Raw genomic sequence first — 26,621 nt, 5'->3', positions numbered from 1 at the left:
CAAGGCAGGAGCAAGTGTTATGCCAGAAGTGTCGGTCCCTGGGATGACGGGCAGATACGCTCTTCAGTCCCCATGAAACCAATGTGGGAGCGAGCTTGCTCGCGATAGCGATGAACCAGTCTCTGCATGGATGACTGGACTATCGGCTATCGCGAGCAAGCTCGCTCCCCCAGGGGTGAGCATCGTTGGATCAGGCGTAGTAGTCGACCGCGCTGGTGCCAATGACGCTGGTGGTGCTGGCGGCCACTTCGGCGATGCCGACCGGGCCAGCTTCCTCCGCTGAATCCACCCGCCCGCCAGATGACGTCGTACGCCCGGCCCGGGCCTGCTGCTGGGCTTGCTGCTCCTGGTTCTGCGAACCCCGGGATTGATCCGATACGCTGACGTCGACCTGGCCCATGCCCTGCTGGCTAAAACTATCCCGCAGGCGATGCAACTGGCCTTCGAGGGCTTCACGAACGCCGGAGTGGGCGCTCATGAACGTGACCTGGGTCTGCTGGTCCGGAACCATGTTCACCCGGATATCCAGGCGTCCAAGCTCCGCGGGCTGCAATTGGATGTCGGCCGCCTTGAGATTGACGCTGGACAGGTACATCACTCGGTTGACCACCTCTTCGGTCCAACCGCTCTGATTCATCGCGATAGGTTGGTTGACCGGCACTGCGTTGGCAGTTTTGGGTGTAGCGGCCTGGGTCAGTGCGGCCAGGCGGTTGGCGAAATCATCCACGCGGGTGTCGCTGGACGCCGCGCCCAGGTCCTTGAGACCTTCGCTGATCAAGCCGCCGAAGGCCTTGTCGCCCCCCTGGCTACCGGACTCGGTGCTGTTCTGATCGGCTTGCACGCTGAGCATGCTGGCCATACCGGCGGCAAAGGTCTGCGCCGAGGTCGGCTCACCGTCGAGCGACACCGGGGCAGCGCTCTTGGGCTGCGCCTGGCTGGTGGCGGAAACATGACCGCCCTGCTCCATTGCCAAGCGCAAGGCGGGCAATGCGTCGAGAGGGTCGGCTTCTGGGTCGAAGGCTGGATCGACGACCGGGACCGCAGGCTGGGCCGCGGCGGCCAATGGGACAACGGGCGCCGCGACTGCCGTGGCGACCGGGGCCTCAGTCGTGACCGCCACGGGGGCAGGTTCCGCCGGGGCTGTCGCGACCGGCACCGTCATGTCCGGCAGCACGCCAGGATCGAGGCTCGGATCGACCGGCGCCGCATCCGCCACGGACGTTTCAGCCGAGTCGGCGCTGGTATCGCTGGCGGCCTTGTCGTCGGTGCTGGCCGGTTTGTCCGCGGGCAAGGGTTTGCCGCTATCGGCAACCGTCGGTTCCGGGGCGGCAGGGCTTTCGTTGCCGGTGTCTTTTTTGACGGTGTTATCGGCGGCCTTGTCGCGCACCGATTTCACCACGGGCTCCGGGGCCGCCGCCGCTTTGGAAGGCGCCTGCTTGGCGAAGACTTGAGCGAAGCTGGAGGCTCTATCCCCGAGGTCCGGGGCCGCTGCCGGTGAATTGACGGCGGCCTTGGGCTTGGCCTGGACAGAGGCCTGAAGCAATGAATTGGGGGTAACGGGCATAAAAAGGTCTCCGCTGCACTGGAATCATTTGCACAGTCGAGACTAGGCAATGCAAGGCACGGGCCAACGTTTACCCGGCCGTCAAATCTCAGCAGTGGAAGCCTTCACGCTCTTCCCGGCAAAGCTTGCGGACATGGGCGAACTCGCTGTCGATTTCGTTGACCAGTTTCTCGATACCACCTAATGACGGTTGCTTGGCACGCTGTTCCAGTTCGCCGCACAGCTCGGCCAGGCGGATCGCGCCCATGTTGCTGCTGCTGCCCTTGAAGCTGTGGGCGGTGGCGCTCAATTTTTCAGCGTCCCGCGCTTCATGCAGCACGCGCAGGCGAGCCTCGGAGTCGTTGAGAAACGTATCCAGCAACTCCAGATACCCCTCCTCCATGACTTCCTTCAACGTGCTGAGCACGTCGCGGTCCAGATGAATCTCGTTCACTTGTTCGCTCCCTGATCAAGAATGACGCCAATTATGCCAGAGCCTCCCAGAAAAACTCCACGCGTGCATTACGACCATCGTCTGACCAGCGGGCCTGGTGACTCAACTGGCGCACCAGGCTCACGCCGCGCCCCGACAACCGATCACTGTCCACGGGCCGTGCCAGCACCCGGGCGACATCGAAACCCTCGCCACTGTCTTCGACCTCAATGGCCAGGCGACCACCCTCGCCGCTTGGCGAAACGTGCAAGTGCACCCGCACGTAACCGTCGCTCAGTTCATCCAGGCGTGTATTACGCTCGCTGTAGTAGCGAGCAAAACCCGCCGCATCACGCTTGAGGCTCGAGTCGAGCCCCAGCACCCCGTGATCCAGGGCATTGGAGTAGAGCTCAGACATGACGCTATAAAGGGCGCCACTCTGGGCCCTGAGCCCATGGACCTCAAGCAGCAACTGCAACAGGTAGGGCATCGGGTTGAAGCGCTTGAGGGTCTGGGCCCGGAACTCGAAGCTCACCGACCAGTCCAGCGGGCTGGACTGGCCGCTATCGGAATAGACCGGCGGCGGCGGATTGAGTTGCGTCGGTGCGACCAGTCGCACCTCGACCATGCTGAAGTCGTCACGGGCCTCACCACGAAAATCCCGCAGGGCCTGCTGGATGTCCTCGAAGAGACGGTCAGGCTCACGATTGGCCGAAAACACCTGATGCAACCGCTCCACGCCAAACGGCCGGTCATCGTGGTCACTGGTCTCGATTACGCCATCGGACAACAGGAACACTCGGTCCCCCAGGGACATCGAATGCACCTCGGTGCGGTCATCGAACAAGTGCGGCGCGAGCACACCCAACGGCAAGTGCCGCGCCGGCAATGGCGTACGCTCGCCGCTGAGGCTGTCATGCAGGTAACCATCGGGCATGCCACCGTTCCAGATCTCCACCGTGCAACGCTGGAAACTGAGGCACAACAGCGTTGCGCAACAGAACATATCCACCGGCAGGATGCGCTTGAGCTTGGCATTCATCTCCCGCAGGATCTGCGCCAGGCCGTAGCCCTTGGCCGTCATCCCGTAGAACACTTCCGCCAGCGGCATCGCACCGACCGCCGCCGGCAAACCGTGCCCGGTGAAATCCCCCAGCAGGACATGCATGTCGCCAGCCGGGTTGAACGCGGCCAGCAGCAAGTCGCCATTGAACAACGCATAGGGCGATTGCAGGTAGCGGATGTTGGGTGCACTCAGGCAGCCGGAGTGGGCGATCTTGTCGAAGACGGCCTTGGCGACCCGTTGTTCGTTGAGTAGATAGTCATGGTGCCGGGCGATCTGGTCGCGCTGCTCCACCACCGTGGCCTGCAACCGGCGCAAGCGGTCCATGGCCTTGATCTTGGCCGCCAGGATCACCTGGTTGTAGGGTTTGGCCAGGAAGTCGTCGCCGCCCGCTTCCAGGCAACGGGCCAGGGCTTCGCTCTCCGTCAGCGAGGTGAGGAAAATGATCGGGACCAATTGGTCCCCAGCCAGTTGCTTGATTCTCTGCGCGGCTTCGAAGCCGTCCATCACGGGCATCATCGCGTCCATCAGCACCAGGTGCGGACGCTGTTCCATATAGATATCGACCGCTTCGGCGCCATTGGCCGCGGTGAGCACGTGGTGACCCTGGCGGCGGACAATGGTCGACAACAGCAGTCGATCAGCGGCACTGTCTTCGGCAATCAGGACCGTCAGTGGCTCCGACGACGATTGCATGGCGATCAACTGATGTCGAACAGCTTGTCGAAATTGGAGATCGCGAGGATTTTCTTGACGTCGGAACTGCTGTTGACGACCCGGATATCCGACTCATCGCCGCCAGCATGATCGCGCAACAGCAGGAGCATGCCCAAGGCGGAACTGTCGAGATAAGTGGCTTCCTTCAAATCCACCACGATGGACTCGGGTTTCGTATCGAGCCGCTCATAGGACTCACGAAACTCCTGATGCCGCCCGAAATCGAATCGACCCTTGATCGAAATCGTCAGCTTATGCCCATCGGGGGATACTTCGGTAACGACTGACATGATCGGCTTCCTTGTCATGGACATACGTGTACAAGGTGTAGCATCTGGTAAAGGTCTGAGCAAGGTTTTGCCTCGTTCATCCGACAAAATCCTCATTTCGCCTCAGTAGGGGTTCTGCCGCGGCAGGCGCTGGGACAATTCATCGAGCAGTTTCTGTTCGCGCTTGTCTTCCAACTGACGCGCTTCATCGATATAACGCTGCACCAGTTTGCGCAACCCTTCGACTCGGGCAAACGCCTCTTGCCAGCTCTGGCGAGCCTTCTCCAGGTTGTTCTGATGCCAGACCAGGCTCTGGCGCTGCTGGTCGATGGCGGTGCCCAGCTGTGCCAGGAACCCCTGGTAACCCAGCAACCATTGCCCAGACACCCCGTGGCTGCCTCGGGCAATCCACTGCTCCTGGTATTCGAGTCGAAAGTTTTCCAGGTCTGCCAGCTTGCTCTCGGCAACGGCCACTTGTCCCTGGAAATACGCCAGTCGCTGGACAGCGGTCTTCTCGGCTTTTTCCGCCATGTCCACCACGGGTGCCAGGCGCGCCGCACGACTCGTGGCCATGGCCGGTTACGTGCCTGAGACCGGCGCGAAAATAGTTTGCAAGTGCGCCTCGCTGGCACCCATGCCGATGTTGTCGTTCAAGCTTTGGCGCAGGTAGACGGCCATGGCCGGGTAAAGACTGATGGCGGTGTCGGTCTCGCGATCACCGCCGGGCACATAGGCACCGACGCTGATCAGGTCACGGCTTTGCTGGTAGCGCGACCAGTACTGCTTGAACTGCTGGGCCCGCTTCATGTGCTCGGCACTGATCACCGACGGCATGACCCGGCTGATGGAAGCCTCGATGTCGATGGCCGGGTAGTGACCTTCTTCGGCCAGGCGCCTGGACAGCACGATGTGACCGTCGAGCACACCCCGGGCCGAGTCGGCGATGGGGTCTTGCTGGTCGTCGCCTTCGGACAGCACGGTATAGAACGCGGTGATCGAACCACCGCCTTTTTCCGCGTTGCCAGCACGCTCGACCAGTTTCGGCAGTTTGGCGAAGACCGAAGGTGGATAGCCCTTGGTGGCCGGCGGTTCGCCGATGGCCAGGGCGATTTCCCGCTGGGCCTGGGCGAAACGGGTCAGCGAATCCATCAACAACAGGACGTTCTTGCCCTTGTCGCGGAAATACTCGGCAATGCGCGTGCAATACATGGCGGCCCGCAGCCGCATCAACGGCGCATCGTCCGCAGGCGAAGCTACCACCACCGAACGCTTGAGCCCTTCCTCGCCGAGGATGTGCTCGATGAACTCCTTGACCTCACGGCCCCGTTCACCGATCAGCCCCACCACGATGATGTCGGCTTCGGTGAAGCGGGTCATCATGCCCAACAGCACACTCTTACCCACGCCGGTACCGGCGAACAGGCCCAGGCGTTGGCCGCGACCGACCGTCAATAAACCGTTGATGCAACGGATACCCACGTCCAGCGGCATGCTGATGGGGTCACGCTTGAGGGGGTTGATCGTCGGGCCGTCCATCGGCACCCAATCTTCGGCCTTCATGCCGCCCTTGCCGTCCAGGGCGCGCCCGGCCCCGTCCAGCACGCGCCCGAGCATACTCATGCCCATGGGCAGGCGACCGTTGTCGGCCAGGGGCACGACGCGCGCGCCGGGCGCGATACCGGCGACGCTGCCCACCGGCATCAAGAAGACCTTGCTGCCGGAGAAGCCCATGACCTCGGCTTCGACCTGCACCGGGTGGTAGCTGTCATCGTTGATCACCATGCAGCGGCTGCCCATGGCGGCACGCAGGCCCTCGGCTTCGAGGGTCAGGCCGACCATGCGCAGCAGACGACCTTCCAGGATCGGTTGGCCGGCCAGCTCACTGGCCTCGGCGTAGCTGCCCAGGCGCTTGCCGAAGCTGGTTCGCTCAAGGCGCATCGCGGTTGTCCGGTACAGAAGCGTCCAATTCAGGCACCTCCAGTTCCACATCGGCCGGCGTGGCATCGGCACTGATCAGGGGATCGTCCGGCAACTCCAGGCTCAGGTCGGCGGCGGCCGGATGCAGGGCCTGTTCGTGCAGTTGGTCGAACAACTTGGCCATGATCTGGCTAATGCGGGTTTCAACGGTGGCGTCGATGCGGCTGTGTTCGGTTTCCACCCGGCAACCGCCCGGCAGCAGCGCCGCGTCCTCGACGATGCGCCAGGTTTCTTCATGGCGCTCGCGCAGGGCCTTGACCAGTTCGAAGTCCTGGGGGTTGATGTACAGCCGCACGTTACCCACACCCAACGGCAACAACTTGAGCGCTTCACGCATGACGTGTTCGATCTGGCTCGAATCGATGGCCAGTTCGCGCTGGATCACTTGCTTGGCGACGTGTTGCACCAGGCCCACCAGGGATTTCTCGATCTGGCTGTCCTGCTCGGCGATGGGGTCGAACAGGTTGAGCATCAGCGATTCCAACGCACGGAGCTTGGCCGTCAGCGCCACATCGGCTTCCTGGCGAACCTTGAGCGTGGTGCTGTGGAAGCCTTCCTTTTCACCCACGGCAAAGCCTTCGTTATAGGCTTGCTGGCGAATGCTCTCGACTTCCTCGAGGGTCAGCGGCTGGACTTCTTCCAGCGGCACCTCCTCCATTTCCGGCAGTTCTTCCACCGGCTCCGGCTCAGGCTCGGGCACGTGGGGGTCGAAGCTGGGCAGCGACCAGACGTCGAAACCACCGACGTCCCGGGCGCGGATCAGGTCGCTGGGGGCTTCATCACTCTTGGCAGACATAACGACCTTAGATCATCTCTTCGCCGCCCTTGCCACCGAGAACGATCTCCCCGGCTTCGGCCATGCGGCGGGCGATGGTGAGGATTTCCTTCTGTGCGGTTTCCACATCGCTGACGCGCACCGGGCCCTTGGCCTCGAGGTCGTCGCGCAACAGTTCGGCCGCTCGTTTGGACATGTTCTTGAAGATTTTTTCCTTGACGCCTTCGTCCGAGCCCTTGAGGGCCAGTACCAGCACGTCGGACGACACTTCGCGCAACAGGGCCTGGATGCCACGATCGTCGACATCGGACAGGTTGTTGAACACGAACATGAGGTCTTCGATCTGACCGGACAGGTCTTCGTCGAATTCGCGGATCGAGTCCATCAACTGACCTTCGATCGAACTGTCGAGGAAGTTCATGATGTCCGCCGCACGCTTGATGCCACCCAGGGTGGTGCGCGAGGCATTGGAGTTGCCCGAGAACTGCTTCTCGAGAATCTGGTTCAATTCTTTCAGGGCCGCCGGCTGCACGGTATTGAGCGAAGAAACGCGCAGGATGATGTCCAGGCGCACCTTGTGATCGAAGTTGCCCAGCACTTCGCCGGCCTGGTCCGGGTCGAGGTAAGCCACCACGATCGCCTGGATCTGCGGGTGCTCGTAACGGATCACGTCGGCAACCGCCCGCGGCTCCATCCACTTGAGGCTGTCCAGGCCGCTGGTATTGCCACCCAGCAGGATCCGGTCGATGAGGCCGTTGGCCTTGTCCTCGCCCAGTGCCTGGGTGAGCATCTTGCGCACGTAGTCGTCGGAACCCACGCCCAGGCTGGTCTGATCGCCGACGATGTCGACGAACTCGCTCATCACCTGCTCGACCTGCTCACGGTGCACGTTGCCCATCTGCGCCATGGCCACGCCCACGCGCTGGACCTCCTTGGGCCCCATGTGGCGCAGCACCTGGGCGGCGTCGGTCGACCCCAGGGACAGCAGCAGGATCGCGGCTTTGTCGACCCGGGACAATTTGGCAACAGCGGCTCGATTATCACTCATCTGCGTTAATCCACTCTTTCACGACCTGGGCCACACGACCCGGGTCTTCTGCCACCAGACTCTTGATAGCGTTCAACTGAGCGTCATAGCCTTCGCTCGGGCTTGGCAGCAGAATGCTCTGCGGCCCGCCGAGGCTGACGCGATCATTGGCCAATTCGCCATCCAGGCCGCCCATGCCGCCCAGCTCCACATCACCCAAGCCGGCCAACTGCTTGTTCCTGCCGCCATTGGTGATGTTATTGAGCACCGGACGCAGTACGCCGAACACCAGTATCAGGATGAACAGCACACCCAGTACTTGCTTGACCACATCCCAGAACCAGGGTTGCGAATAAAACGGAATATCGGCAATCACCTCACCACGCTCAGAAGAGAACGGCACGTTGATCACGCTGACACTGTCGCCGCGGCTGGCGTCGAAACCGACGGCGTCCTGCACCAGACGGGTAAAGCGCGCCAATTCGTCGGCGCTCCATGGCGCACGGCTGGTTTCGCCGTTGGCCGGGTTGACCTTGACCTGGTCGTCCACCACCACCGCGACCGACAAGCGATTCAAACGGCCCTGCTGTTGCTTGGTGTGGCTGATGGAACGATCGAGCTCGAAGTTCTTGGTCGACTGCTGACGCTTGTCGGCCGGGTACGGCGCCAGCATCGGCTGGCCGGTGGCCGGGTCCATGATCTGCTGGCCATTGGCATCGATCAGCGGCTGGCCTGGCTGCACCATGCCGGCAGCCGCCGTGGCGCCACCGGTGGTTTGCGGCGCGCTGGCCGGCGACGGCGGCTGGTTGCTCAGGGCACCCGGGACACCTTGCGGGCCATTGCTGGCGGTACGTTGTTCATTCACCGACTGCTCGCTGCGCAACGCCGGCTGGTCCGGGTTGAACTGCTCGGAAGTGGACTCGACGGCGCTGAAGTCGACATCGGCCGACACTTCGGCTTTATAGCGATCATTACCCAAGATCGGTTGCAGGATGTTGTGCACCCGCTGGGTCAGCATGCCTTCCATGCGACGGCTGTAATCGAATTGCTTGCCGGCCATGGTCAGTTCGGAGTTTTCCGCCTGGTCGGACAGCAGGTTGCCCTTCTGGTCGACCACGGTGATCTGCGATTTGCTCAGTTCGGGTACGCTGGTCGCCACCAGATTGACGATGGCCACGACCTGGCCTGGCTCCAGGGAACGGCCCGAATACAGCTCGACCAATACCGAAGCACTGGGCTTGCGCTCGTCGCGCACGAACACCGAGCTTTTCGGGATCGCCAGGTGCACCCGGGCACCCTTGACGTTGTTCAGGCTGGAAATGGTCCGCGCCAGCTCACCTTCCAGGCCGCGACGATAACGGGTCGCTTCCATGAATTGGCTGGTGCCCAGGCCCTGGTCCTTGTCGAGGATCTCGAAACCGATGTTGCCATCGGTCGGCGTCACGCCGGCCGCGGCGAGCTTGAGGCGCGCACGAGCGACGTCATCGGCCTTGACCAGCAAGGCACCGGAATTGGGTTCAACGGTGTAAGGAATGTCGGCGGAAGCCAGGGTCTCCATGACTTGCTTGGCGTCCATGCCCGCCAGGCTGCCATACAGCGGACGATAGTCCGGCTGCTGGGACCACAGCACCACGGCAAAACCAATCGCCACGCTGGCAGCCAGGCCGACCAACAGGCCAACCTGACGCAGCATGGTCATCTCGGAGAGATTTTCCAGGAAGGACAGGCCGAACAACGGCGGTTTGCCGTCTACCGGAGTGGCCTTGGCTGGAACGTTATCAACGGCTGCTTCTGCCATGACTCAATAATTTCCTTAAACCGGCATCTGCATGATGTCTTGGTAGGCTTGAACCAGTTTGTTGCGAACCTGGGTCAGCGCCTGAAACGAGACACTGGCTTTCTGCGAGGAGATCATTACGTCCGTCAGGTCGACGCCACTTTTGCCAATCTCGAAAGCACTGGCCAACTGGTTCGACGCCTGCTGGGTATCGTTCACTTTATTGACGGCCTGACCGAGCATGTCGGAAAAGCTGCTGCCACCCACTTGGGGGACCGCGACCGATTTAGGCTGGGCCATGGCGTCCATTTGCATGGCCCGCATGTCCAACATCAACCGATTAAATTCAATACCTTGGCTCATGGTCTACTCTCTCTGGCGGCCCGCATTTTTTTGACACTTACTCAGCGGGTATTCAGGTATTAGCAACAAGGGTGCCAGCTCCATGGCGATGGAAAACAAATGCGCGCACAAGCCCATTGCGGGAGCGAGCCTGCTCGCGATTACCCCATCACATCCGCCCCCAACTTGACTGACCCACCGCTATCGCGAGCAAGCTCGCTCCCACAGGGGTTTTTGGTGCTTATTCAACTGGCGAACAGATAAGCCTCGACATCCATGCCGGCGTCACGCATTTGCGCCAACTTGTAGCGCAGGGTGCGCGGGCTGATCCCCAGGCGTTCGGCGGCCTCCTTGCGACGACCGCGTTCGGCGCGCAGGGTGTCGATGATCATCTGGAACTCGCGACGCCGCAGGTCATCGCCCAAGGCGCCGACCGAATCGCCCTCGACATCCATCGGCGGCATGGGGGTTGCGGTCGGTGGCGGTGCCAATGCGGGCAATGGCGCGCAGGCCACCGGACCGGCCAGGCAGAAATCCTCCGGCTGGATCAAACCGCCCTGTTGCAGGATCAACGCCCGCTGAATGGCGTTATCCAGCTCTCGGACATTGCCCGGCCACGGGTAGGCAACCAGACAGGCCCGGGCCTCGGCTGAAAGCCGTGCCGCCGCGTGCTTCATTTTATTGACGTGTTTGTTCAGCAGGCGCTCGGCCAGCGGCAGGATATCGGCGGTGCGCTCGCGCAACGGACGCCAGGCGAGCGGGAATACCGACAGACGGTAATAGAGGTCCTCACGGAAACGCCCCGCCGCCACTTCGCCGGCCAGGTCGCGGTTGGTGGTCGCCACCACGCGAATGTCCAGGCTGATGGGCTTGCGCGCCCCCACCCGCTCCACTTCCCGCTCCTGCAATACCCGCAACAGCTTGGCTTGCAGGCCCAACGGCATTTCGGAAATTTCATCGAGCAGGATCGTGCCACCGTCGGCCTGCTCGAACTTGCCGGCCTGGGCCGCGATGGCGCCGGTGAACGAACCCTTTTCGTGGCCAAACAAGGTCGCCTCGAGCATGTTGTCGGGAATCGCCGCGCAATTGATGGCAATGAACGGTTCCCCGGCACGCCGGGATTGTTGATGGATGTAGCGGGCCAGCACTTCCTTGCCCGTACCGGACTCGCCGGAAATCAACACGGTTGAATCACTGCGAGCGACCCGTGCGGCCAATTCCAGCAGTTGCGCACTGGCCGGTTCGATGGCCACCGGGCCTTCGCCCTCGACCGCGAGACTGCCCAAGGCATGGCGCGCGACCAGATCCAGCAGTGCCTTTGGCTCGAACGGCTTGACCAGGTAATCCGCCGCGCCCTGGCGCATGGCATCCACCGCTCGCTCGACAGCGCCGTGAGCGGTCATCAGCAAGACGGGCAGTTGCGGCTGACGGGCACGTAACAGGCCGAGCAATTGATGGCCGTCCATGCCCGGCATGTTGACGTCACTGACCACCAGGCTGAACGCTTCCCGGCCCACCGCCAGCAGCGCTTCCTCCGCCGAACCGACGGCGGCGTAGTCGTGCCCGGCCAGCACCAGGGTATCGGCCAGCGCCTCGCGCAGGGCCCGGTCATCCTCAACCAGCAACACCTTGATCGCCATTGCTTTCACTCCACCCCTGGCGCATTGGAAAACAGCGGCAAGCACACCGTCGCACACGTGCCACGGCCCAACCGCGAGCGCAATTGCAATTCTCCCTGATGAGCACGGGCCACGGCCTTGACCACGGTCAGGCCCAGGCCCGTGCCGGTGGTCTTGGTGGTAAAGAATGGCTCGCCCAGGCGCGCTAGCACGGCCGGCTCGATACCGCTGCCGTTGTCGCTGACAGACAGGCGCAAGGTGTTGTCCCGTGTGTACAAGTGCACTTTCAGCCGGACGTCGCCGCGGCTGGCCTGGATCGCGTTTTCGATGAGATTCAACACCGCGCCCACCAGTGTGTCGCGGTTGCACAGCACTTCACCGACATGGCTGTCGCACTGCCAGCGGATCGGCAGCTCCTGCACATGAGTCAACGCCGCGGCCTGCAGCGATTGCAACAAGGCCTTGGGGGTGACGCGGTCGGTCAACGGCAGCTCGCCGCGAGCGAACACCAGCATGTCCCGCACCTGGTGCTCCAGTTCGTGCAGGCGCTCTTTCAAGCGTCCGGCGAAGCGTTGCTGGGTTTCCATCGGCAATTGCTGCTCGGTCAGGTGACTGGCATAGAGCAGCGCGGCGGACAGCGGCGTACGAATCTGATGGGCCAGCGAGGCCACCATCCGTCCCAGGGAAGACAGGCGCTCGTGGCGAGCCAACTGGTCTTGCAGGTGACGGGTTTCAGTCAAGTCATTGAGCAGCACCAATTGCCCAGGCTCGGCGTCCAGCGAGCGCGTCGAGATGGACAAGCGCCGACCGTCCTTGAGGGACACTTCATGGCCGTCGTCGTCCCGGGGCGCAAAGCAGCGGGCGATGACGTGCCGCCACAGCTCGCCCTCCAGGGGCAGGCCGAGCAACTCGCAGGCCGCCGGGTTGGCTTCGCGCACACGGCCGTGGGCGTCGATGACGATCACGCCACCGGGCAACAGGTCGAGGAGATTTTGCAGGCGATTGGCCAGGCGTTCCTTTTCCGCCAGCTCCTGCATGCGCTGGGCGCTGACCACGGCCAACTCGCCCTTGAGCTCGGTGACCCGGGCTTCGAGCAGGCTGTAGGAATCCGTCAGTTGGCTGGACATCTGGCTGAACAGCGAAAATGCCTGCTCAAGTCCAAGCCGGCTTGCCTGTTCGGCGGACGGCATGTGTCCCGGTTCGGGGACAGGAGACATCTGGGCGGCTTGGGTCATCGTGCTCTCTCGCTTGGCTGACCGTCAGTTAAACGGAACGTTGCGAGGGCTATAGCAATACCCGTGCCGAAAAAAAACCGCCCAAGAATCAGGCGGTTGGAAAACAGGCGTCAATCATCCGCCTGTTCATCTCCTTCGCGACGGCTCATGCCGTACTTGCGCATCTTCTCCACCAGGGTGGTACGACGGATGCGCAGCCGTTCTGCCGCACGGGCCACGATACCGTTGGCATCGTCCAGCGCCTGCTGGATCAGCCCTTGTTCAAGGCCTCCCAGGTAATCCTTGAGATCCAGGCCTTCGGGCGGCAACAAGGCATTGGCGGTAAAGTCTGGCGTGTGACCGTTGATCGCCACCCGCTCCTCCAGGTCACTGCGCAGGCTGTCGACCATTTGCTCGTCTTCGTCGTCGACGTAGCGGAATTTCTTCGGCAACTCATTCACGCCGATCACCCCGTACGGGTGCATGATCGCCATGCGCTCCACCAGGTTGGCCAGCTCGCGGACGTTGCCCGGCCAACCATGGCGACACAAGGACATGATCGCCGCCGAATTGAAGCGGATCGAACCGCGCTTTTCATGCTCCATGCGCGAGATCAGTTCGTTCATCAGCAACGGGATGTCTTCGACGCGCTCACGCAGTGGCGCCATTTCGATCGGGAAAACATTGAGGCGGTAATAGAGGTCTTCGCGGAAACTGCCGACCTCGATCATGCTCTCGAGGTTCTTGTGCGTGGCGGCAATGATGCGCACATCGACGCTCTGGGTCTTGTTGCTACCCACGCGCTCGAAGGTGCGCTCCTGCAGGACCCGCAACAGCTTGACCTGCATTGGCAGCGGCATGTCGCCGATCTCGTCGAGAAACAGCGTACCGCCGTTGGCCAATTCGAAACGCCCGGCGCGACTGGTGATCGCGCCGGTGAAAGCACCTTTCTCATGGCCAAACAGTTCGCTTTCCAGCAACTCGGCCGGGATCGCGCCACAGTTGACTGGCACGAACGGCGCTTCGCGACGCTTGGAGTGGTAATGCAGGTTGCGCGCGACCACTTCCTTGCCGGTGCCCGACTCGCCCAGGATCAGCACGCTGGCGTCAGTATCGGCGACCTGCTGCATCATCTGGCGCACATGCTGGATCGCCCGACTGGTGCCGACGAGGCTTCGGAACAGGTTGGGTTCGCGATGCCTGCCGCGCTCGCGGGCCTGATCGTACATCTCGCGATAAACCTGCGCGCGGTGCAACGAATCGAGCAGCTTGCTGTAGCTGGGCGGCATTTCGAGCGTGGAAAGTACCCGGCGACGCTGGTCTTCAGGCAAGTCAAGGGAAGAATTTTCGCCCATTAACAAAACCGGAAGGAACTCATCCCAGGTCGAGAGTGTCTTTAGCAAGCCCAAAAGCGTTGCGGGAGCATTTACGGTCCCGATGAGGACACAGATGACTTCACGACTGGACGACAACGAGCCGACAGCCTGCTGCCAATCATGGCTTCCGCAGGGTAAATTTTCTTCGCCAAGAAAATTCAGGATCACCGCCAAGTCGCGGCGGCGGACGCTATCGTCATCGATCAGGAGAATTTTGGTTTCACGCCACATGCAATAGCAACTTCCCTAGTCAACCCAATGCCCGAAATTAGGGGGCAAGCTAGACGCTTGCAGACTTGTCATGCCTGTAGACGCCTTAAATCTGTAAACAGCTACTAGTTAAGTCAAAAAACCGTGCACAGTCAAATTTATGGCGCAACGGACTCGGATTAACTGAGTATTAACCGAACAGATGGTAAACCTTTGCGGCGTTCTGTGCTTGATGGATCTGTTGCATCTCGTCGACGATCGCCTGACGCTCTCCTGTCGCCGCCTCCAGCAATTGCCGGTACACCCCCAGTAACTCCTCAAGGTTACTACGCAACGCCGCCTCATCCACCTCGGACTCGCTCAGGACGTCTTCCATGCAGGAACGGCAGGCCAGGTCCAATTGTCCGATGGCCTCCCAGTTGCGCTCAGCCAAGGCATCGACCAGGGCATCACGGGTTTGTTCGATTCGCTGCAGGACAAGACTCATGAGCGTGCTCCTTAGAATTGCGGGCCAGGTGCGGCAATGGCATCCCAGCCTTCCTTGACCGTGCGAAGCAGATCAGCGACTTCGTCGAGGATCTTCGGGTCGGTCTTGGCGTTGGCTTCGGCCAGGCGCTTCATCATGTAGGTGTAAAGGTTATCCAGCTCAGTCACCGCTTCAGCCTGGTTTTCCAGGTCCAGACCTTCACGCAGACCACCGACGATTCCGATGGCCTTACTGATCAATACGCCTTTGTTGGCGATATCCTTACGTTCCATCGCGCCTTTGGCCTGGGCGATACGGTCCAGCCCGCCCTCCATGAGCATTTGCACCAGACGATGGGGGCTTGCTTCGGAGGTTTGCGCCTGGGCGCCAATCTTCTGGTATTGGCGAAGGGCTAACATCGGATTCATGTTCTACCTCATCTGAAAACTTCGGTTCGTATAAACAGCGTATCGACGTCACGTCAAAAAACTTTAGATCGAAAAAGCCGAAAGCCCGGAGCGCTGTCAAAACGCTGCCGGGCTTTTTTCATCGGTCGAAAATCAGCTGTTTTTCTGCTGGGCCGTTATCGCTTCGAACATGGAAGTGATGTTACTGGCGGTGGCTTTCAGCTTGCCGACCAGGGTGTCCATGTCGTTGTACTTCTTAGTCAGAACCGCAGTAAGGGTTTCGATCCGGCGATCCAAGGCCAACTGGTCATCGCTCAGTTTCGCCTTGAGGACTTCAAGGTTCTTGGAGCGCGCCGTCAGGATGTTATCGACAGGCTTGCCATTGGAATCCGTCTTGCCAGTCTCAGTGTAAGGCTTGAGCGCGTTCTGCATACGCTCGATCAAACCGTTTTCACCGGTGAACAACGTCTGGACTTCCCCTCCCAACTGCTTGGTGTCCAAGGCTTCGGTGAATTTCGCACTGTTGAAATCAAGCGCACCCGTTGTCTGGTTGGTGGTGATACCCAACTGAGACAATACGGTGAGCTTGTCGCCCGCTCCGGTTTCGGACAAAGGCGCACGAATAGCTGCCAGCAGAGAACGCGGCAACGAGTCGCCCGTCAGCGCCGCAGGGACCGAATTACCATCAGCGTCCGTCGTGGGCTTGGTCAACGAGGTGACTGCCTTGGCAATGGCGTTATAAGCATCGACGAATTTCTGGATCGAAGCTTTCAAGCCATCGGCGTTGGTGGCGACGGTAACAGTCGTCGGTCCGGAGCCGGCGACGAGCAATGTCATGTTCAAGCCTGAAATAACATTATCCAACTTGTTGGTTGGACTGGTCATCGACAGCCCATCGACCGTAAAAACCGCGTCCTTGGCGAGGCCGATTGATCCCGAAGAGGTTGCGCTAGGCGTCCCCATCTCCACAGAACCGTTGGCAGCCAAGCTGGCAATACCGCTGAGCGAAATATCACTGCCGGCGCCGGTTTTTGTCGACCCTACTACTAGGCGGGAGCCAAAATTGTCCGTGACGATGTTGGCAGTCAAGCCACTGGAAGAATACTTGCTATTGATCGCGTCCCGAACCGACTGCAGCGTCGCGTCGGCTGGAATATCAAGCGTGTAATCCTTGCCACTTTGACTAATGGTCAGCGTGCCAGCCTCTACGGCACTGGAAGCGCCACCGGCGAACGCAGCGGTAGCGACTTTCGATGACGTCGCCAACTGAGTGACGTTTACCGAGTAAGTGCCGCTTACCGCCGAGTTGCCGGCCGTCACCGTCAAGGCACTGTTGTTGGCCGACGTGGCAGCAACCCCGGTGAATTGAGGCGTGGTCGTGCTGCCCAGGCTTTCAAGCGCAGACTGGAAGGTAGCCAGCAGCGACTTCAGGGTACCGATCCCCGAAATATTGGCCGTGTTGGTCTTGGTGGCACGATCAATCTGACCTTGCTTGGCCGCTTTGTCAGAATCCACCAATGCCTTGACGATAGCGGTGGTATCGAGGCCAGAGCCTAAACCCAAGCCGGGTAGAATTGGACTTGCCATACGGGACTCCCTTCAGTGTGTCGCCGGCCTTTTGACCTTTACAACGCCCAAAAGAACATAACAACAGAATTCGTGCCGGTTGTCAGGCTTCTGCGCTGAACAACAAGCTGTTTGCATCATTCAAACTGTTGGCCAGTTTCAGAACTTCTTCGTTCGGGATCTGGCGAATCACTTCACCGGAATCACTGGCAATTACCTTGACTACTACTTTGCCTGAAGGCTCATCGATAGAAAACTCCAGGTTACGCTTGACCGACTGGACGAACTTCTCGATTTCCTGAACGGCTTTCTTGAGTTTGTCCTGCTCGGCAGCAGCATCCTTAGGGGCTTCTTTGACCGGAGCTACCACAGCAACCTCGGCCCGAGGCTTCTCCACGGGCTTATCGGCAATATTGAGCGCCGGGTTCGCCGCCGGATAAGACAAGTTCAGCTTCACGCTCATATCCATGTCCATCACCTCTTGAACGGAAAAAGCGAGAGAGCACGCAAGCGCACCCCCCCGCTAAAACTCATCCGGCTATTACTGAAGCAGCTTCAGTACAGCGGATGGCAGTTGGTTGGCCTGGGCCAGAACCGAGGTAGACGCTTGCTGCAGAGTCTGCTGCTTGGTCAGTTGTGCAGTTTCAGCAGCGAAGTCGGTGTCTTGTACGCGACCCAGTGCAGCACTGGCGTTTTCGTTGATGTTCTGCAGGTTGGAGATGGTGCTGGTCAGACGGTTTTGTGCAGCACCGAGGTCAGCACGGCTGGTGTTGATGGTTTTCAGAGCCGCGTCGATTGCGTCGATTGCAGCCGAGGTGGCGCTCTCTGCCGTTGCACTGTCAACAGCACTGATAACCACGGTGCCGGAGCCAACGCTCAGGGTCGCTGCGTCGAAGCTGCTGCCCAGGGTCAGGGTGATCTGGTTGTCAGCACCGGTGTTGGAACCGACCTGGAAGGTCATGGTGCCAGCGGAACCGTCGATCAGGTTCTTACCGTTCAGGTTGGTGGAGTTGGCGATACGAGTCAGCTCGTCCGACATGGTAGCGAACTCTTTGTTCAGAGCGATACGGTCGTCGGTGCCGTTGGAGTCGTTTCGTGCCTGAACAGCCAGCTCACGCATACGCTGCAGGATGTTGGTGGACTCTTGCAGTGCGCCTTCAGCGGTTTGCGCGATGGAGATACCATCGTTGGCGTTTTTGATCGCCATGGTCTGACCGCGGATTTGCGAAGTCATACGAGTGGAGATCTGCAGGCCAGCGGCGTCGTCTTTGGCGCTGTTGATTTTCAGGCCGGAAGACAGGCGGGTCATCGAAGTGGAGAGAGCATCGGAAGCCCGGTTCAGGTTCTTCTGAACGTTCAACGATGTGACGTTGGTGTTTACTGTTAAAGCCATGACGAATTCCTCGTTGGTTGGGTACTGCGGCTTCCGGCCCTGGCAACCGCCGGGTGTGGCCTAGAGAACCTTCGTAATAGTTATCGTCGTAATCGGAACTTGCTTTAGCAGTTTTTTCAAAAATTTTGCCATCAGGGTGCCACCCCTCGAAAATCAAGGACTTGGCAACGCCCGGGGAGTAAGAAAATGACGCCAGGGAACTGTCGCAATCGAAACCCAACCGGAAGGTGGCAACGATCAACAGGCCAACGACTTAAATCGCCTGACCAGCGGTCAGCAGATCAACCCACTCGTACTCAAGATAATCAGCCAGCGAGAGCCAGTTCTGGCCCTGTTGATCGTTGAACATCAACGCGAGCAACCCGCTCCACGATGATTGGAGGTCGCCAGGCATAGGCTCGATAAAAGCCTGTGCAGCTTCAATCATCGCCACCATCGCCAGCCCCGCCTCGACATCGCGCCCCAGACGAAACAAACGCGCACACTCACGGGCATCAACAATCACAGCTTCAAGCCCGGTCATTGCGCAAACTCCGGATGAAAATAAGTGCCGACGATCATCGCCCCATCCCGACTGCTGTTATAAAAACGCACGTGGGGGTGCCCGGCGATAAAACGCTCCAGCTCACACAGATAGCTGCGGAAGTTGAGCTGGGTCTTGACCCGCTGGCCATGACCATCCAGCACCCAGTGTTTTGCCGCGCCCAGTTGCGGCCCAAGCTCGCCATCCGCCCATCCGGCATGGGTCTTGTCATGGGGGAAGGCGAAATCGGCCCCGAATAGAGTGATGTGTTCCGCCCCCATTTTTACCGCCAGGTCCACCGCCGGGTGGATCACGCTACCGCCCATATGCAGTTCGCCTCTGCGCAATTGTTGACGTAGCCGTTCATAAATGGGGCTGAAGGAATAAGCACAGTAACGTGGCCCCCGCCAGGCGTTGAGGACCGTGGGGTCAGCCATTGGCATATAGACCAGAGCAATGGCATCAGTATCTTGTGGCGGAAGATGTTGCATCGAGATGCGCTGATCGATGCTCACGACAACATCCGGGTGGATGCCATGGTTGATCAACGGTCGGTAGGCCGTATCGACACAAATCAGCAAGGGGCGCCCAGGTTGCTCGTTCAGCCCGCGCAGCGTCTCGAAGTGCTGCTCGAGACTGGGGCCGGTGGCAATGACAAACGCTTCCCGTCCGCCCAGGGAGTTGAACAACTCGGCAACGTCACGATCTGCTTGCACCAGGCCGAACGTGGCTTGCAGGCGCTCGATGATTTGCGGTGCCTCCGGGTGGAATTCACAGTTGTTGAACGCCAGATGGGTTTCACTGATCAATCGATCGCGAATTTTCGCGTTGAAATCATCAGCCAACACCAGCTCGGCAGGCAACGCGAAAAATGGTAATTGGATCTCTGTCAGATCGCCCGCATAAAGCAGTTCGACCCGTGAATCGACGAGCCACGGCGATTGGTCCATGACCTGCAACACCAGCGCGAATACCGAACCGTTAAGAATATGCACATAGAGCTTCTCAAGCCCCTCGCGCTCCAGCAGCCGTTGTTGCAGATCGCCCAGCCCAGTGCCATAGACATGCACAACGACGGCATCCAGCGCCACACTGGCGGCTTGCAGATCGGCCTCGGCGAGTCGGTCATGCCGGCTGGTCAGTTGAATGCCGTTGATGCTCAGGGTCGACCCAAGCCCCTCGACCAGATCGGCCTTCAACGCGCCAGCATTCTCCAGCAGCAGACGTTCGGCCAGGGCCGGCCAGCGCCGTTGAATGACTTGGAGATTGCGCTCAAAGAACTCGCTCATGGCGTCTCGCTTTTTCATCAGGCAAAAAAATAGCGTTCAAGGTTACACCTTGGACGCTATTTTTGTGCCTGGGTTTTAGTGGCTCAAGGACGATAAATGATCGCCGAACCCCAGGACAGGCCTACGCCAAAACCGCTCAAGGCCACGCGCTTCCAATCGGAATCGAGCACGTGCTTCTCCAGCAGCAATGGAATGCTCGACGACACGGTGTTCCCGGTCTCGACCATGTCCTTGATGAACTTCTCCGGCTCACCCTCGAAACGTCGTGCCACGGCATCGACAATTGCCGCGCTACCCTGGTGAATACAGAACGCATCGATATCACTGGCTTGCAGGTTGGAATCGGCGAGCAACTCATGCAAATGAGCCGGCACCTTGAGCAAGGCGAAGTTGAACACCTGGCGGCCGTTCATGAAGAACACACCATCGCTGACCTTCAGGTGCGGCGCACCGGAACCGTCAGTGCCAAACTTGGCCTTGCCCAATTGCCACGGTGCATCTTCACCCATCCAGGTGGCGGTGGCGGCATCGCCGAACAGCATCGTGGTGTTGCGGTCTTCCGGATCGACGATTTTCGAATACGGATCGGCCGTCACCAACAGGCCATTCTTCAGACCAGCGGCCTCCATAAAGCCCTTGATGGCGTAGATGCCATAGACATACCCCGAGCACCCCAGGGAAATATCAAACGCTGCCACTGTGGTAGGCAAGCCGAGCTTGTCCTGGACGATTGCTGCCGTATGAGGCAAGCCTTCTTCATCGCCATTCTGCGTAACGACGATCAGCACGTCGATGGATTCGCGTTTCAGGCCGGGATTGTTGGCAAACAGCGCGTTGACCGCTTCGACACAAAGGTCAGAGGTTTCCTGCCCGTCATCCTTGCGTGGCAAGAAGGCCGAACCAATCTTGCCAAGGATGAATTCTTCATCCTTCTCAAATTTTGCACCTTGTGCGTAATTGTCCACGCCGGCTACAGGAACGTAGCTCGCAATGCTTTTTATGCCAATCATTACGGCTTCCCAATCAAAAACAGCCCAATACCACCGCTCGCAAGGAATCGAGGGGCGCCGACAAGCGAGAAGTGTAAAGGGCTATCACTGGTCCTGATAAGGGCCAGGCGCCATCTTCCCGGTCAATACAATACAGTGAAGATGCGCGTTATGACTCGCAGGTCACGCCAATTTTTCCGAATAAGCCCTTTTTGAAAGGGCTATTCAACCAGCGACCAGGCCAATGGAGTGCCGCGTTTGATGGCTTGACGAGCACAACGGCCCATTAGAGAGTCGGCGTACTTGGGAGGCAGTCCGAGACCTGGGCGAATAGCCCGGACGTTCTGTGCTGTAAACGCGTCGCCAGGGCTCATGTCTTGCGTCACGTACAGAGAACGCCGATAGACCAGCGACTTGCGCTCAGCCTCGGTCACGCCATAGTGCACCTGCCCCATCGCTTGCCAGGCACGCTCGGTTTCGATCACCAGCGCCGTCAGCTCCGCCGGCTCAAGGGAGAAGCTGGCGTCTACCCCACCCGCCGCGCGGTCGAGAGTGAAGTGTTTCTCGACCACGGTTGCCCCCAACGCCACTGCGGCGACAGACACACCAACCCCCATGGAGTGGTCCGACAACCCCACCTCACAGCCGAATAATTCCCGTAGATGAGGGATAGTGCGCACATTGCTGTTGACCGGGGTAGCCGGATAGGTGCTGGTGCACTTGAGCAATACCAGATCCTTGCAACCGGCCTCCCGAGCCGCCCGTACAGTTTCGTCGAGCTCAGCAACGCTCGCCATGCCGGTGGAGATAATCAAGGGTTTGCCGGTGGCGGCGACTCGCCGGATCAGCGGTAGATCGGTGTTTTCGAAGCTGGCGATCTTGTAGGCCGGCACATCGAGCGCTTCAAGGAAATCCACGGCCGTCTCGTCAAACGGCGTCGAGAACGCCAACATGCCCAGCGCCTTGGCCCGGGCGAAAATCGGAGCGTGCCATTCCCACGGTGTGTGGGCCTTTTCATACAGCTCATAAAGCGACGTTCCAGCCCACAGACTGTTGGGATCCTTGATGAAGAATTCACCTTCATTCAGATCCAGCGTCATGGTCTCGGCGGTGTAGGTCTGCAGTTTCAAAGCGTGCGCACCAGCCTTGGCCGCGGCCTCGACGATCTCCAGCGCCATCTCCAGGGACTGGTTATGGTTGCCACTCATTTCGGCAATGATGAAAGGCGGTGCCTCGGCCCCAATGACACAGTGGCCAATCTTGAAGCTAGTCATGAACGCGATCCTTCAATATGCGCGTAAACACGCAAGTGTTCTGGATGAAGCCAGCCTCGCGAAACAGGCTCAGGGAGGCTTGATTGGCCGGCAATATATGAGCGCTGAGGCTTCGTAATTGAGGCCAGTGGGCAACGGCAAACGCTTCACCGCGGGCCAGCAATGCCCTTCCCCAACCAAGCCCGATGCGGCCTTCGAACAGATAAATGGATACCTGCGCGTCACTGCCTTGCAGGTCATAGCGCAATACGCCTACCGGTCCATCAGCCGCTTCGCCGACCAGTAGCAGGCGTTGCCCGTTGAGCAAGCTGGCTTGCAACCATTGGCAATGACTGCTCCAGTCAATGCATGATGTATCCAACGATACGCGGCGTACAGCCTCGGCGTTACGACCTTCGAAAATCAATTGGGCATCGGCCTGTGTAGCTGGGCGAATCCTCAATAATGCACCGGCCAGCGTGGCGGCGATCCGCTGGACGCCCAAGCCATCGACCAACCGCCGGGAATGCTCAGCCAGGCTTTTGCGCAAGCCTTGATTGCCCGCCACGAAGCCGATGGCCTGGCGCAACTGTGCGACCGTGACGTTCTCTCGAGGGCCGAGATAAACGTGGGCTCCAAACGTCGCCATCGCCTCGCTATTGGCATGCTGATTATTCGACACCGCGATGCAGATCGTTGGCAGGCCCAGGGCGGCGCGCTCCCAACTGGTGCCGCCACCAGCCCCAATGAACAAATCAGCTTCGATCATGAGCTGATGGAAATGGCCGACAAAGCTATGCAACCGCCAGTGGGGTCGACTTGCTGCCATCAGTTGCATCCGAGCCCACGCCGGGTTGTCCGCACCGGCAACAAAATCGACTTCAAGCTCCGAAAAATCCGCCAACGCCAACATGGCGTGATGGGTTTGGATCGCCGCGTCAAACCCGCCGAAGTTAACCAGCACTCGCCGGGCCCTGGGCTTGATGTCAATCGCCTCACAGCGAAACTCATCGCGCAACAGGGCGTAACGCGGTCCGAGTAGCGTTCGGCAAGACTCGGGCAACAAACCCGTGTAGGCGGCCCGGGTACCAGACAGGTTCTGGTTGAGCAGCAGATCGACGCTGTAGGTACGGGTCGCCAGATCATCCACTGCCATGACTCTTGGGGCAAAGCACCGGGCAGCCGTCTGCCAGTGATGGTCCAGGCCATAATGATCGACGATGACCCAATCGAAACCAGGCTGGTCGCTCGATACCTGTTGCAACGCTGCGATATCCGCCTGCCAGGGCAGCAAGGATTCAATAGCCTGCTGCGGATCCTCCCCAGGATAGAAATCCGGTAAGGCGAACGTCTCGAAGCCCTCCTCCTCCAACGCTTGTAAGCGATGTCCTGGCAATTGGCGGCAGGCAAACGTGACATGCGCGCCGTGCCCACGCAACACGCGAGCCAGGGTCAGGCAGCGGGCGATGTGTCCGCTGCCGATGGTTGGCGAAGCGTCAGCACGGATCAAAACCCTCATTCCAGCTCCCCACCCGCCTTCAATACGGCGTAGAGGTATTCGGCTCGCTTCCAATCCTCTGGTGTGTCGATGTCCTGTACCAGATGACGAGGCAGGACCACCGGCAAGCTCTTGGGCGAAAACAACACGTCACCGCGCAACCAAGCCTCCCGGCGCCCCCAGTAGAATTGGCCCGCGTCCTGGAACGCTTCGGGCAAGTCCTGGGAGCGAGTTTCACGAAACTGAGGATAGAGCGGCGTCAGCGCGCCCTGTTCATCCAGCGTCAAGGCACGTTGTACAGGAAAGCCGAAACCCGTCACCGAAAATGCGTACGACTTGTCAGGATGCGTGCGTAGCGCTTCATACCCCTGACGCAGGAACCTCCCCTGCAACAGCGGCGCGGTAGCATAGATGCAACAGGCGAAATCGAACGAGCGCTCGTGCAGCTCAGTCAATGCATGGGCAATCACGGCAGCCGTCCCGGAGAAATCATCAGCCAGCGACGCCGGGCGCATGAACGGAACTTGCGCACCATGAGCCTGCGCCATATCGGCGATTTCTTCGTCGTCCGTGCTGACCACTACCTCATCGAACAGCCGAGAGGTCAACGCGATTTCAATCGACCGGACAATCATTGGCACGCCATCGAACAGCTTCAGGTTTTTGCGTGGAATCCGCTTGCTACCGCCACGGGCGGGGATGATCGCGACTGTGCTCACCGTCACTCCTCAAGCATTCGGCGCAGTTGCTCGACCACATAGTCCTGCTGTTCATCACTGAGGGTAGGAAACATGGGCAAGCTGATGGCCTCGGCGTAATAACGCTCGGCCTGGGGGAAATCGCCTGCGGCAAACCCAAGGTCACGATAATACGGCTGCAAATGAACCGGGATGTAATGAAGGTTCACGCCAATCCCGGCTGCACGCAAGCCCTCGAACACCTGGCGATGACCAGGCGTGATGCTATCGAGTTGCAAGCGCACCACATACAAATGCCAGGCCGACTCGGCTTCAGGTTGCAAGCCGGGCAAAACGAGCGGCAAAGCTGCCAGCAGATGATTGTAGCGTGTAACCCGTTCGCGACGCCGAGCGATGAAGTCATCCAGTTTGCTCAGCTGCGAAAGCCCCAATGCAGCCTGCAGATCGGTCATGCGGTAATTGAAACCCAGCTCGACTTGTTGGTAGTACCAGGGGCCGTGACTGGGTTCGGTCATCTGCTGCGCGTCGCGAGTCATCCCATGGCTGCGCAGACGTTGCAGCCGCTGCGCGAGTTCCGGGCGATTGGTCAGGACCATGCCGCCTTCACCGCTGGTGATGATCTTCACCGGATGGAAACTGAACACGGTCATGGACGCAAACTCGCCACACCCCACCGGGCGACCGGCATAAGACGCCCCGACAGCGTGGGACGCATCCTCAATCACTGTGAAGCCATATCGCTCGGACAACTGGGCGATCTTGCGCATGTCACAGCTTTGCCCTGAAAACGCCACCGCCACCAACACCTTGGGCAGCGTTCCGTCACGCTCGGCCTCTTCAAGCTTGGCAGCCAGGGCACAAGCGTCAAGATTCCAGGTCAGCGGATCAATGTCGACAAAATCCACCAGCGCACCGCAATACCGACCGCAGTTGGCCGAGGCCAGGAACGTATTGGGGGTGGTCCACAGACGATCCCCAGGCCCCAACCCCGCTGCCAGACAGGCGATGTGCAGTGCGGCCGTCGCGTTGCACACCGCCACGGCATAAGCGGCCTGACAACGATTGGCCATGGCCTCTTCGAAATGTTCTAGGGTCGGCCCCTGGGTCAGCCAGTCGGACCGCAATACGGCCACCACGGCATCGATGTCAGCCTGATCGAGGCTCTGCCGACCATAGGGGATCATGCCGATAACCGCGCGTGCAGGTCAGCGATCTGCTCCACCGACAAAAAGTGCGGGTTGGTGTCAGAACGATATTCGAAGTCTTCTGCCACGGGCTTGCCTCGCTCACCCAGATTGTCCACACCAAAATCCACATCCACACTGGTAAAGCGAATGGACGGCTGGATAGTGTAGTGATCGGCAAATTCGATGGTCATGCGTGCATCGTCCAGCGGCACCATCAGTTCGTGGAGTTTTTCACCGGGGCGAATCCCGACGTTTTTGTGGGGCAGATGCCCAGCCATGCCTGACGCCAGATCGACGATGCGAATCGACGGAATCTTTGGCACGAAGACTTCGCCACCGTGCATGCGGGCAAAGCTGTCGAGCACAAATTGCACGCCGTGATCGAGGGTAATCCAAAAACGGGTCATACGTTCATCGGTAATCGGCAGCTGCGTCGCACCGTCCGCAATCAGCTTGCTGAAGAACGGCACCACTGACCCCCGCGAGCCGGCGACGTTGCCATAGCGCACCACGGCGAACCGGGTCTGCTGCTCGCCGGCGATGTTGTTGGCCGCCACGAACAGCTTATCCGACAGCAGCTTGGTTGCACCGTACAGATTGATCGGGCTGGCGGCCTTGTCGGTGGACAGCGCAACCACTTTCTTGACGCCATTGTCGATGGCCGCGGCAATAATGTTTTCGGCGCCATTGACGTTGGTGCGAATGCATTCGGTAGGGTTGTACTCCGCCGCTGGCACCTGTTTGAGGGCCGCGGCGTGCACGACATAGTCAATGCCGCGCATGGCCTGGCGCAGACGATCGGCATCGCGCACGTCCCCCAGGAAATAGCGCATGCATGGCGCATTGAAGGTTTGTTGCATCTCGTACTGCTTGAGTTCATCGCGGGAAAACACCACCACGCGCTTGGGCTGGTATTGCTCCAGCAACCGACGGATGAAATTGCGCCCGAATGAACCGGTACCGCCTGAGATGAAAATCGATTTACCGTTAAACATACCTTTGATCCTTTA

At 59.9% G+C, this 26,621-nt stretch carries 26 protein-coding genes; all 26 read right to left on the bottom strand.

The window, feature by feature from the left end; genetic code table 11:
- Nucleotides 1-190: 190 nt before the first annotated feature.
- Nucleotides 191-1,564 carry a flagellar hook-length control protein FliK gene (locus tag BM321_RS21270; RefSeq protein ID WP_092444585.1) on the bottom strand — a complete coding sequence of 458 codons (1,374 nt, stop codon included), beginning with the start codon at nt 1,562-1,564 and terminating at the stop codon, nt 191-193.
- Nucleotides 1,565-1,652: 88 nt separating this feature from the next.
- Nucleotides 1,653-1,997 (bottom strand): Hpt domain-containing protein, encoded by a 345-nt coding sequence (locus BM321_RS21265; RefSeq protein WP_003199096.1) that lies wholly within the window; start codon nt 1,995-1,997, stop codon nt 1,653-1,655.
- 31 nt (nt 1,998-2,028) lie between these two features.
- The gene (locus BM321_RS21260; protein ID WP_092444583.1) at nt 2,029-3,735 is read right to left on the bottom strand and encodes an ATP-binding SpoIIE family protein phosphatase; all 1,707 of its coding nucleotides are present in this window, start codon (nt 3,733-3,735) and stop codon (nt 2,029-2,031) included.
- Nucleotides 3,736-3,740: 5 nt separating this feature from the next.
- Entirely contained in the window at nt 3,741-4,046 is a 306-nt protein-coding gene (locus BM321_RS21255) for an STAS domain-containing protein (protein ID WP_072408521.1), read from the bottom strand.
- Nucleotides 4,047-4,148: 102 nt separating this feature from the next.
- Nucleotides 4,149-4,598, bottom strand: coding sequence for a flagellar export protein FliJ (gene fliJ / locus BM321_RS21250; RefSeq protein WP_053182982.1), 450 nt, complete (start codon nt 4,596-4,598; stop codon nt 4,149-4,151).
- Nucleotides 4,599-4,604: 6 nt separating this feature from the next.
- The gene (fliI, locus tag BM321_RS21245) at nt 4,605-5,963 is read right to left on the bottom strand and encodes a flagellar protein export ATPase FliI (protein WP_092204543.1); all 1,359 of its coding nucleotides are present in this window, start codon (nt 5,961-5,963) and stop codon (nt 4,605-4,607) included.
- A complete protein-coding gene (gene fliH, locus BM321_RS21240) occupies nt 5,953-6,798 on the bottom strand; it encodes a flagellar assembly protein FliH (protein ID WP_092444581.1) in 846 nt (281 codons plus the stop codon). The genes fliI and fliH overlap by 11 nt, the downstream gene beginning before the upstream one ends.
- 7 nt (nt 6,799-6,805) lie before the next feature.
- Nucleotides 6,806-7,825: a flagellar motor switch protein FliG gene (gene fliG / locus BM321_RS21235; RefSeq protein WP_003199086.1), complete on the bottom strand. Its 1,020-nt coding sequence runs from the start codon at nt 7,823-7,825 to the stop codon at nt 6,806-6,808.
- Entirely contained in the window at nt 7,818-9,602 is a 1,785-nt protein-coding gene (gene fliF / locus BM321_RS21230; RefSeq protein ID WP_092331779.1) for a flagellar basal-body MS-ring/collar protein FliF, read from the bottom strand. Before fliF ends, fliG begins: the two co-directional genes overlap by 8 nt.
- Nucleotides 9,603-9,617: 15 nt before the next feature.
- Nucleotides 9,618-9,944: a flagellar hook-basal body complex protein FliE gene (fliE, locus tag BM321_RS21225; RefSeq protein WP_003199082.1), complete on the bottom strand. Its 327-nt coding sequence runs from the start codon at nt 9,942-9,944 to the stop codon at nt 9,618-9,620.
- A gap of 224 nt (nt 9,945-10,168) precedes the next feature.
- On the bottom strand, nt 10,169-11,563 hold the full coding sequence (gene fleR, locus BM321_RS21220) for a sigma-54-dependent response regulator transcription factor FleR (RefSeq protein WP_092444579.1): 1,395 nt from the start codon (nt 11,561-11,563) through the stop codon (nt 10,169-10,171).
- 5 nt (nt 11,564-11,568) lie between these two features.
- Nucleotides 11,569-12,777 carry a sensor histidine kinase gene (locus tag BM321_RS21215; protein ID WP_092444577.1) on the bottom strand — a complete coding sequence of 403 codons (1,209 nt, stop codon included), beginning with the start codon at nt 12,775-12,777 and terminating at the stop codon, nt 11,569-11,571.
- Between the two features lie 110 nt (nt 12,778-12,887).
- A complete protein-coding gene (locus BM321_RS21210; RefSeq protein ID WP_003199076.1) occupies nt 12,888-14,363 on the bottom strand; it encodes a sigma-54 dependent transcriptional regulator in 1,476 nt (491 codons plus the stop codon).
- A gap of 169 nt (nt 14,364-14,532) precedes the next feature.
- Nucleotides 14,533-14,829 (bottom strand): flagellar protein FliT, encoded by a 297-nt coding sequence (locus tag BM321_RS21205; RefSeq protein ID WP_092444575.1) that lies wholly within the window; start codon nt 14,827-14,829, stop codon nt 14,533-14,535.
- 11 nt (nt 14,830-14,840) lie between these two features.
- Nucleotides 14,841-15,236, bottom strand: a complete 396-nt coding sequence (gene fliS / locus BM321_RS21200) for a flagellar export chaperone FliS (protein ID WP_092444573.1) — start codon at nt 15,234-15,236, stop codon at nt 14,841-14,843.
- A 132-nt stretch (nt 15,237-15,368) separates the two neighbouring features.
- Nucleotides 15,369-16,802, bottom strand: a complete 1,434-nt coding sequence (gene fliD, locus BM321_RS21195; protein WP_092444572.1) for a flagellar filament capping protein FliD — start codon at nt 16,800-16,802, stop codon at nt 15,369-15,371.
- Nucleotides 16,803-16,884: 82 nt separating this feature from the next.
- Nucleotides 16,885-17,250 carry a flagellar protein FlaG gene (locus BM321_RS21190; RefSeq protein ID WP_092444570.1) on the bottom strand — a complete coding sequence of 122 codons (366 nt, stop codon included), beginning with the start codon at nt 17,248-17,250 and terminating at the stop codon, nt 16,885-16,887.
- A gap of 72 nt (nt 17,251-17,322) precedes the next feature.
- On the bottom strand, nt 17,323-18,174 hold the full coding sequence (locus BM321_RS21185) for a flagellin domain-containing protein (RefSeq protein ID WP_092444568.1): 852 nt from the start codon (nt 18,172-18,174) through the stop codon (nt 17,323-17,325).
- A 253-nt stretch (nt 18,175-18,427) separates the two neighbouring features.
- Nucleotides 18,428-18,697 (bottom strand): hypothetical protein, encoded by a 270-nt coding sequence (locus tag BM321_RS21180; protein ID WP_092444566.1) that lies wholly within the window; start codon nt 18,695-18,697, stop codon nt 18,428-18,430.
- On the bottom strand, nt 18,694-19,986 hold the full coding sequence (locus BM321_RS21175; protein ID WP_092444564.1) for a motility associated factor glycosyltransferase family protein: 1,293 nt from the start codon (nt 19,984-19,986) through the stop codon (nt 18,694-18,696). Before BM321_RS21175 ends, BM321_RS21180 begins: the two co-directional genes overlap by 4 nt.
- A gap of 83 nt (nt 19,987-20,069) precedes the next feature.
- The gene (locus tag BM321_RS21170; protein WP_092144979.1) at nt 20,070-20,996 is read right to left on the bottom strand and encodes a ketoacyl-ACP synthase III; all 927 of its coding nucleotides are present in this window, start codon (nt 20,994-20,996) and stop codon (nt 20,070-20,072) included.
- A 200-nt stretch (nt 20,997-21,196) separates the two neighbouring features.
- Nucleotides 21,197-22,249 (bottom strand): pseudaminic acid synthase, encoded by a 1,053-nt coding sequence (pseI, locus tag BM321_RS21165; protein WP_092444562.1) that lies wholly within the window; start codon nt 22,247-22,249, stop codon nt 21,197-21,199.
- Nucleotides 22,242-23,747, bottom strand: coding sequence for a UDP-2,4-diacetamido-2,4,6-trideoxy-beta-L-altropyranose hydrolase (gene pseG, locus BM321_RS21160; RefSeq protein ID WP_092444559.1), 1,506 nt, complete (start codon nt 23,745-23,747; stop codon nt 22,242-22,244). The genes pseI and pseG overlap by 8 nt, the downstream gene beginning before the upstream one ends.
- Nucleotides 23,744-24,445, bottom strand: a complete 702-nt coding sequence (gene pseF, locus BM321_RS21155; protein WP_092444557.1) for a pseudaminic acid cytidylyltransferase — start codon at nt 24,443-24,445, stop codon at nt 23,744-23,746. Before pseF ends, pseG begins: the two co-directional genes overlap by 4 nt.
- A gap of 2 nt (nt 24,446-24,447) precedes the next feature.
- Complete coding sequence (pseC, locus tag BM321_RS21150) at nt 24,448-25,608, bottom strand: UDP-4-amino-4,6-dideoxy-N-acetyl-beta-L-altrosamine transaminase (RefSeq protein WP_092444554.1); 1,161 nt, start codon at nt 25,606-25,608, stop codon at nt 24,448-24,450.
- The gene (pseB, locus tag BM321_RS21145) at nt 25,605-26,606 is read right to left on the bottom strand and encodes a UDP-N-acetylglucosamine 4,6-dehydratase (inverting) (RefSeq protein ID WP_063322418.1); all 1,002 of its coding nucleotides are present in this window, start codon (nt 26,604-26,606) and stop codon (nt 25,605-25,607) included. The genes pseC and pseB overlap by 4 nt, the downstream gene beginning before the upstream one ends.
- Nucleotides 26,607-26,621 lie beyond the last annotated feature (15 nt).

The sequence above is a fragment of the Pseudomonas sp. NFIX10 genome, assembly GCF_900111955.1.
GTDB lineage: Bacteria > Pseudomonadota > Gammaproteobacteria > Pseudomonadales > Pseudomonadaceae > Aquipseudomonas > Aquipseudomonas fluorescens_AA.
Note: the sequence above shows the minus strand (reverse complement) of the source record. Positions and strands in the feature narration are given on the sequence as shown.

Bases quoted from the DNA above. Each gene is read 5' to 3' on its own strand.
- pseB (WP_063322418.1), bottom strand. From the start codon at position 26,606: ATGTTTAACGGTAAATCGATTTTCATCTCAGGCGGTACCGGTTCATTC.
- fliI (WP_092204543.1), bottom strand. From the start codon at position 5,963: ATGCGCCTTGAGCGAACCAGCTTCGGCAAGCGCCTGGGCAGCTACGCC.
- fliH (WP_092444581.1), bottom strand. From the start codon at position 6,798: ATGTCTGCCAAGAGTGATGAAGCCCCCAGCGACCTGATCCGCGCCCGG.
- fliS (WP_092444573.1), bottom strand. From the start codon at position 15,236: ATGAATCCGATGTTAGCCCTTCGCCAATACCAGAAGATTGGCGCCCAG.
- BM321_RS21215 (WP_092444577.1), bottom strand. From the start codon at position 12,777: ATGACCCAAGCCGCCCAGATGTCTCCTGTCCCCGAACCGGGACACATG.
- fliG (WP_003199086.1), bottom strand. From the start codon at position 7,825: ATGAGTGATAATCGAGCCGCTGTTGCCAAATTGTCCCGGGTCGACAAA.
- pseI (WP_092444562.1), bottom strand. From the start codon at position 22,249: ATGACTAGCTTCAAGATTGGCCACTGTGTCATTGGGGCCGAGGCACCG.
- BM321_RS21185 (WP_092444568.1), bottom strand. From the start codon at position 18,174: ATGGCTTTAACAGTAAACACCAACGTCACATCGTTGAACGTTCAGAAG.
- BM321_RS21175 (WP_092444564.1), bottom strand. From the start codon at position 19,986: ATGAGCGAGTTCTTTGAGCGCAATCTCCAAGTCATTCAACGGCGCTGG.
- fliF (WP_092331779.1), bottom strand. From the start codon at position 9,602: ATGGCAGAAGCAGCCGTTGATAACGTTCCAGCCAAGGCCACTCCGGTA.
- BM321_RS21260 (WP_092444583.1), bottom strand. From the start codon at position 3,735: ATGCAATCGTCGTCGGAGCCACTGACGGTCCTGATTGCCGAAGACAGT.
- pseG (WP_092444559.1), bottom strand. From the start codon at position 23,747: ATGAGGGTTTTGATCCGTGCTGACGCTTCGCCAACCATCGGCAGCGGA.
- fliJ (WP_053182982.1), bottom strand. From the start codon at position 4,598: ATGGCCACGAGTCGTGCGGCGCGCCTGGCACCCGTGGTGGACATGGCG.
- BM321_RS21210 (WP_003199076.1), bottom strand. From the start codon at position 14,363: ATGTGGCGTGAAACCAAAATTCTCCTGATCGATGACGATAGCGTCCGC.
- BM321_RS21205 (WP_092444575.1), bottom strand. From the start codon at position 14,829: ATGAGTCTTGTCCTGCAGCGAATCGAACAAACCCGTGATGCCCTGGTC.
- pseC (WP_092444554.1), bottom strand. From the start codon at position 25,608: ATGATCCCCTATGGTCGGCAGAGCCTCGATCAGGCTGACATCGATGCC.
- BM321_RS21190 (WP_092444570.1), bottom strand. From the start codon at position 17,250: ATGGATATGAGCGTGAAGCTGAACTTGTCTTATCCGGCGGCGAACCCG.
- BM321_RS21170 (WP_092144979.1), bottom strand. From the start codon at position 20,996: ATGATTGGCATAAAAAGCATTGCGAGCTACGTTCCTGTAGCCGGCGTG.
- BM321_RS21270 (WP_092444585.1), bottom strand. From the start codon at position 1,564: ATGCCCGTTACCCCCAATTCATTGCTTCAGGCCTCTGTCCAGGCCAAG.
- fliE (WP_003199082.1), bottom strand. From the start codon at position 9,944: ATGAGCCAAGGTATTGAATTTAATCGGTTGATGTTGGACATGCGGGCC.
- BM321_RS21255 (WP_072408521.1), bottom strand. From the start codon at position 4,046: ATGTCAGTCGTTACCGAAGTATCCCCCGATGGGCATAAGCTGACGATT.
- fliD (WP_092444572.1), bottom strand. From the start codon at position 16,802: ATGGCAAGTCCAATTCTACCCGGCTTGGGTTTAGGCTCTGGCCTCGAT.
- fleR (WP_092444579.1), bottom strand. From the start codon at position 11,563: ATGGCGATCAAGGTGTTGCTGGTTGAGGATGACCGGGCCCTGCGCGAG.
- BM321_RS21180 (WP_092444566.1), bottom strand. From the start codon at position 18,697: ATGACCGGGCTTGAAGCTGTGATTGTTGATGCCCGTGAGTGTGCGCGT.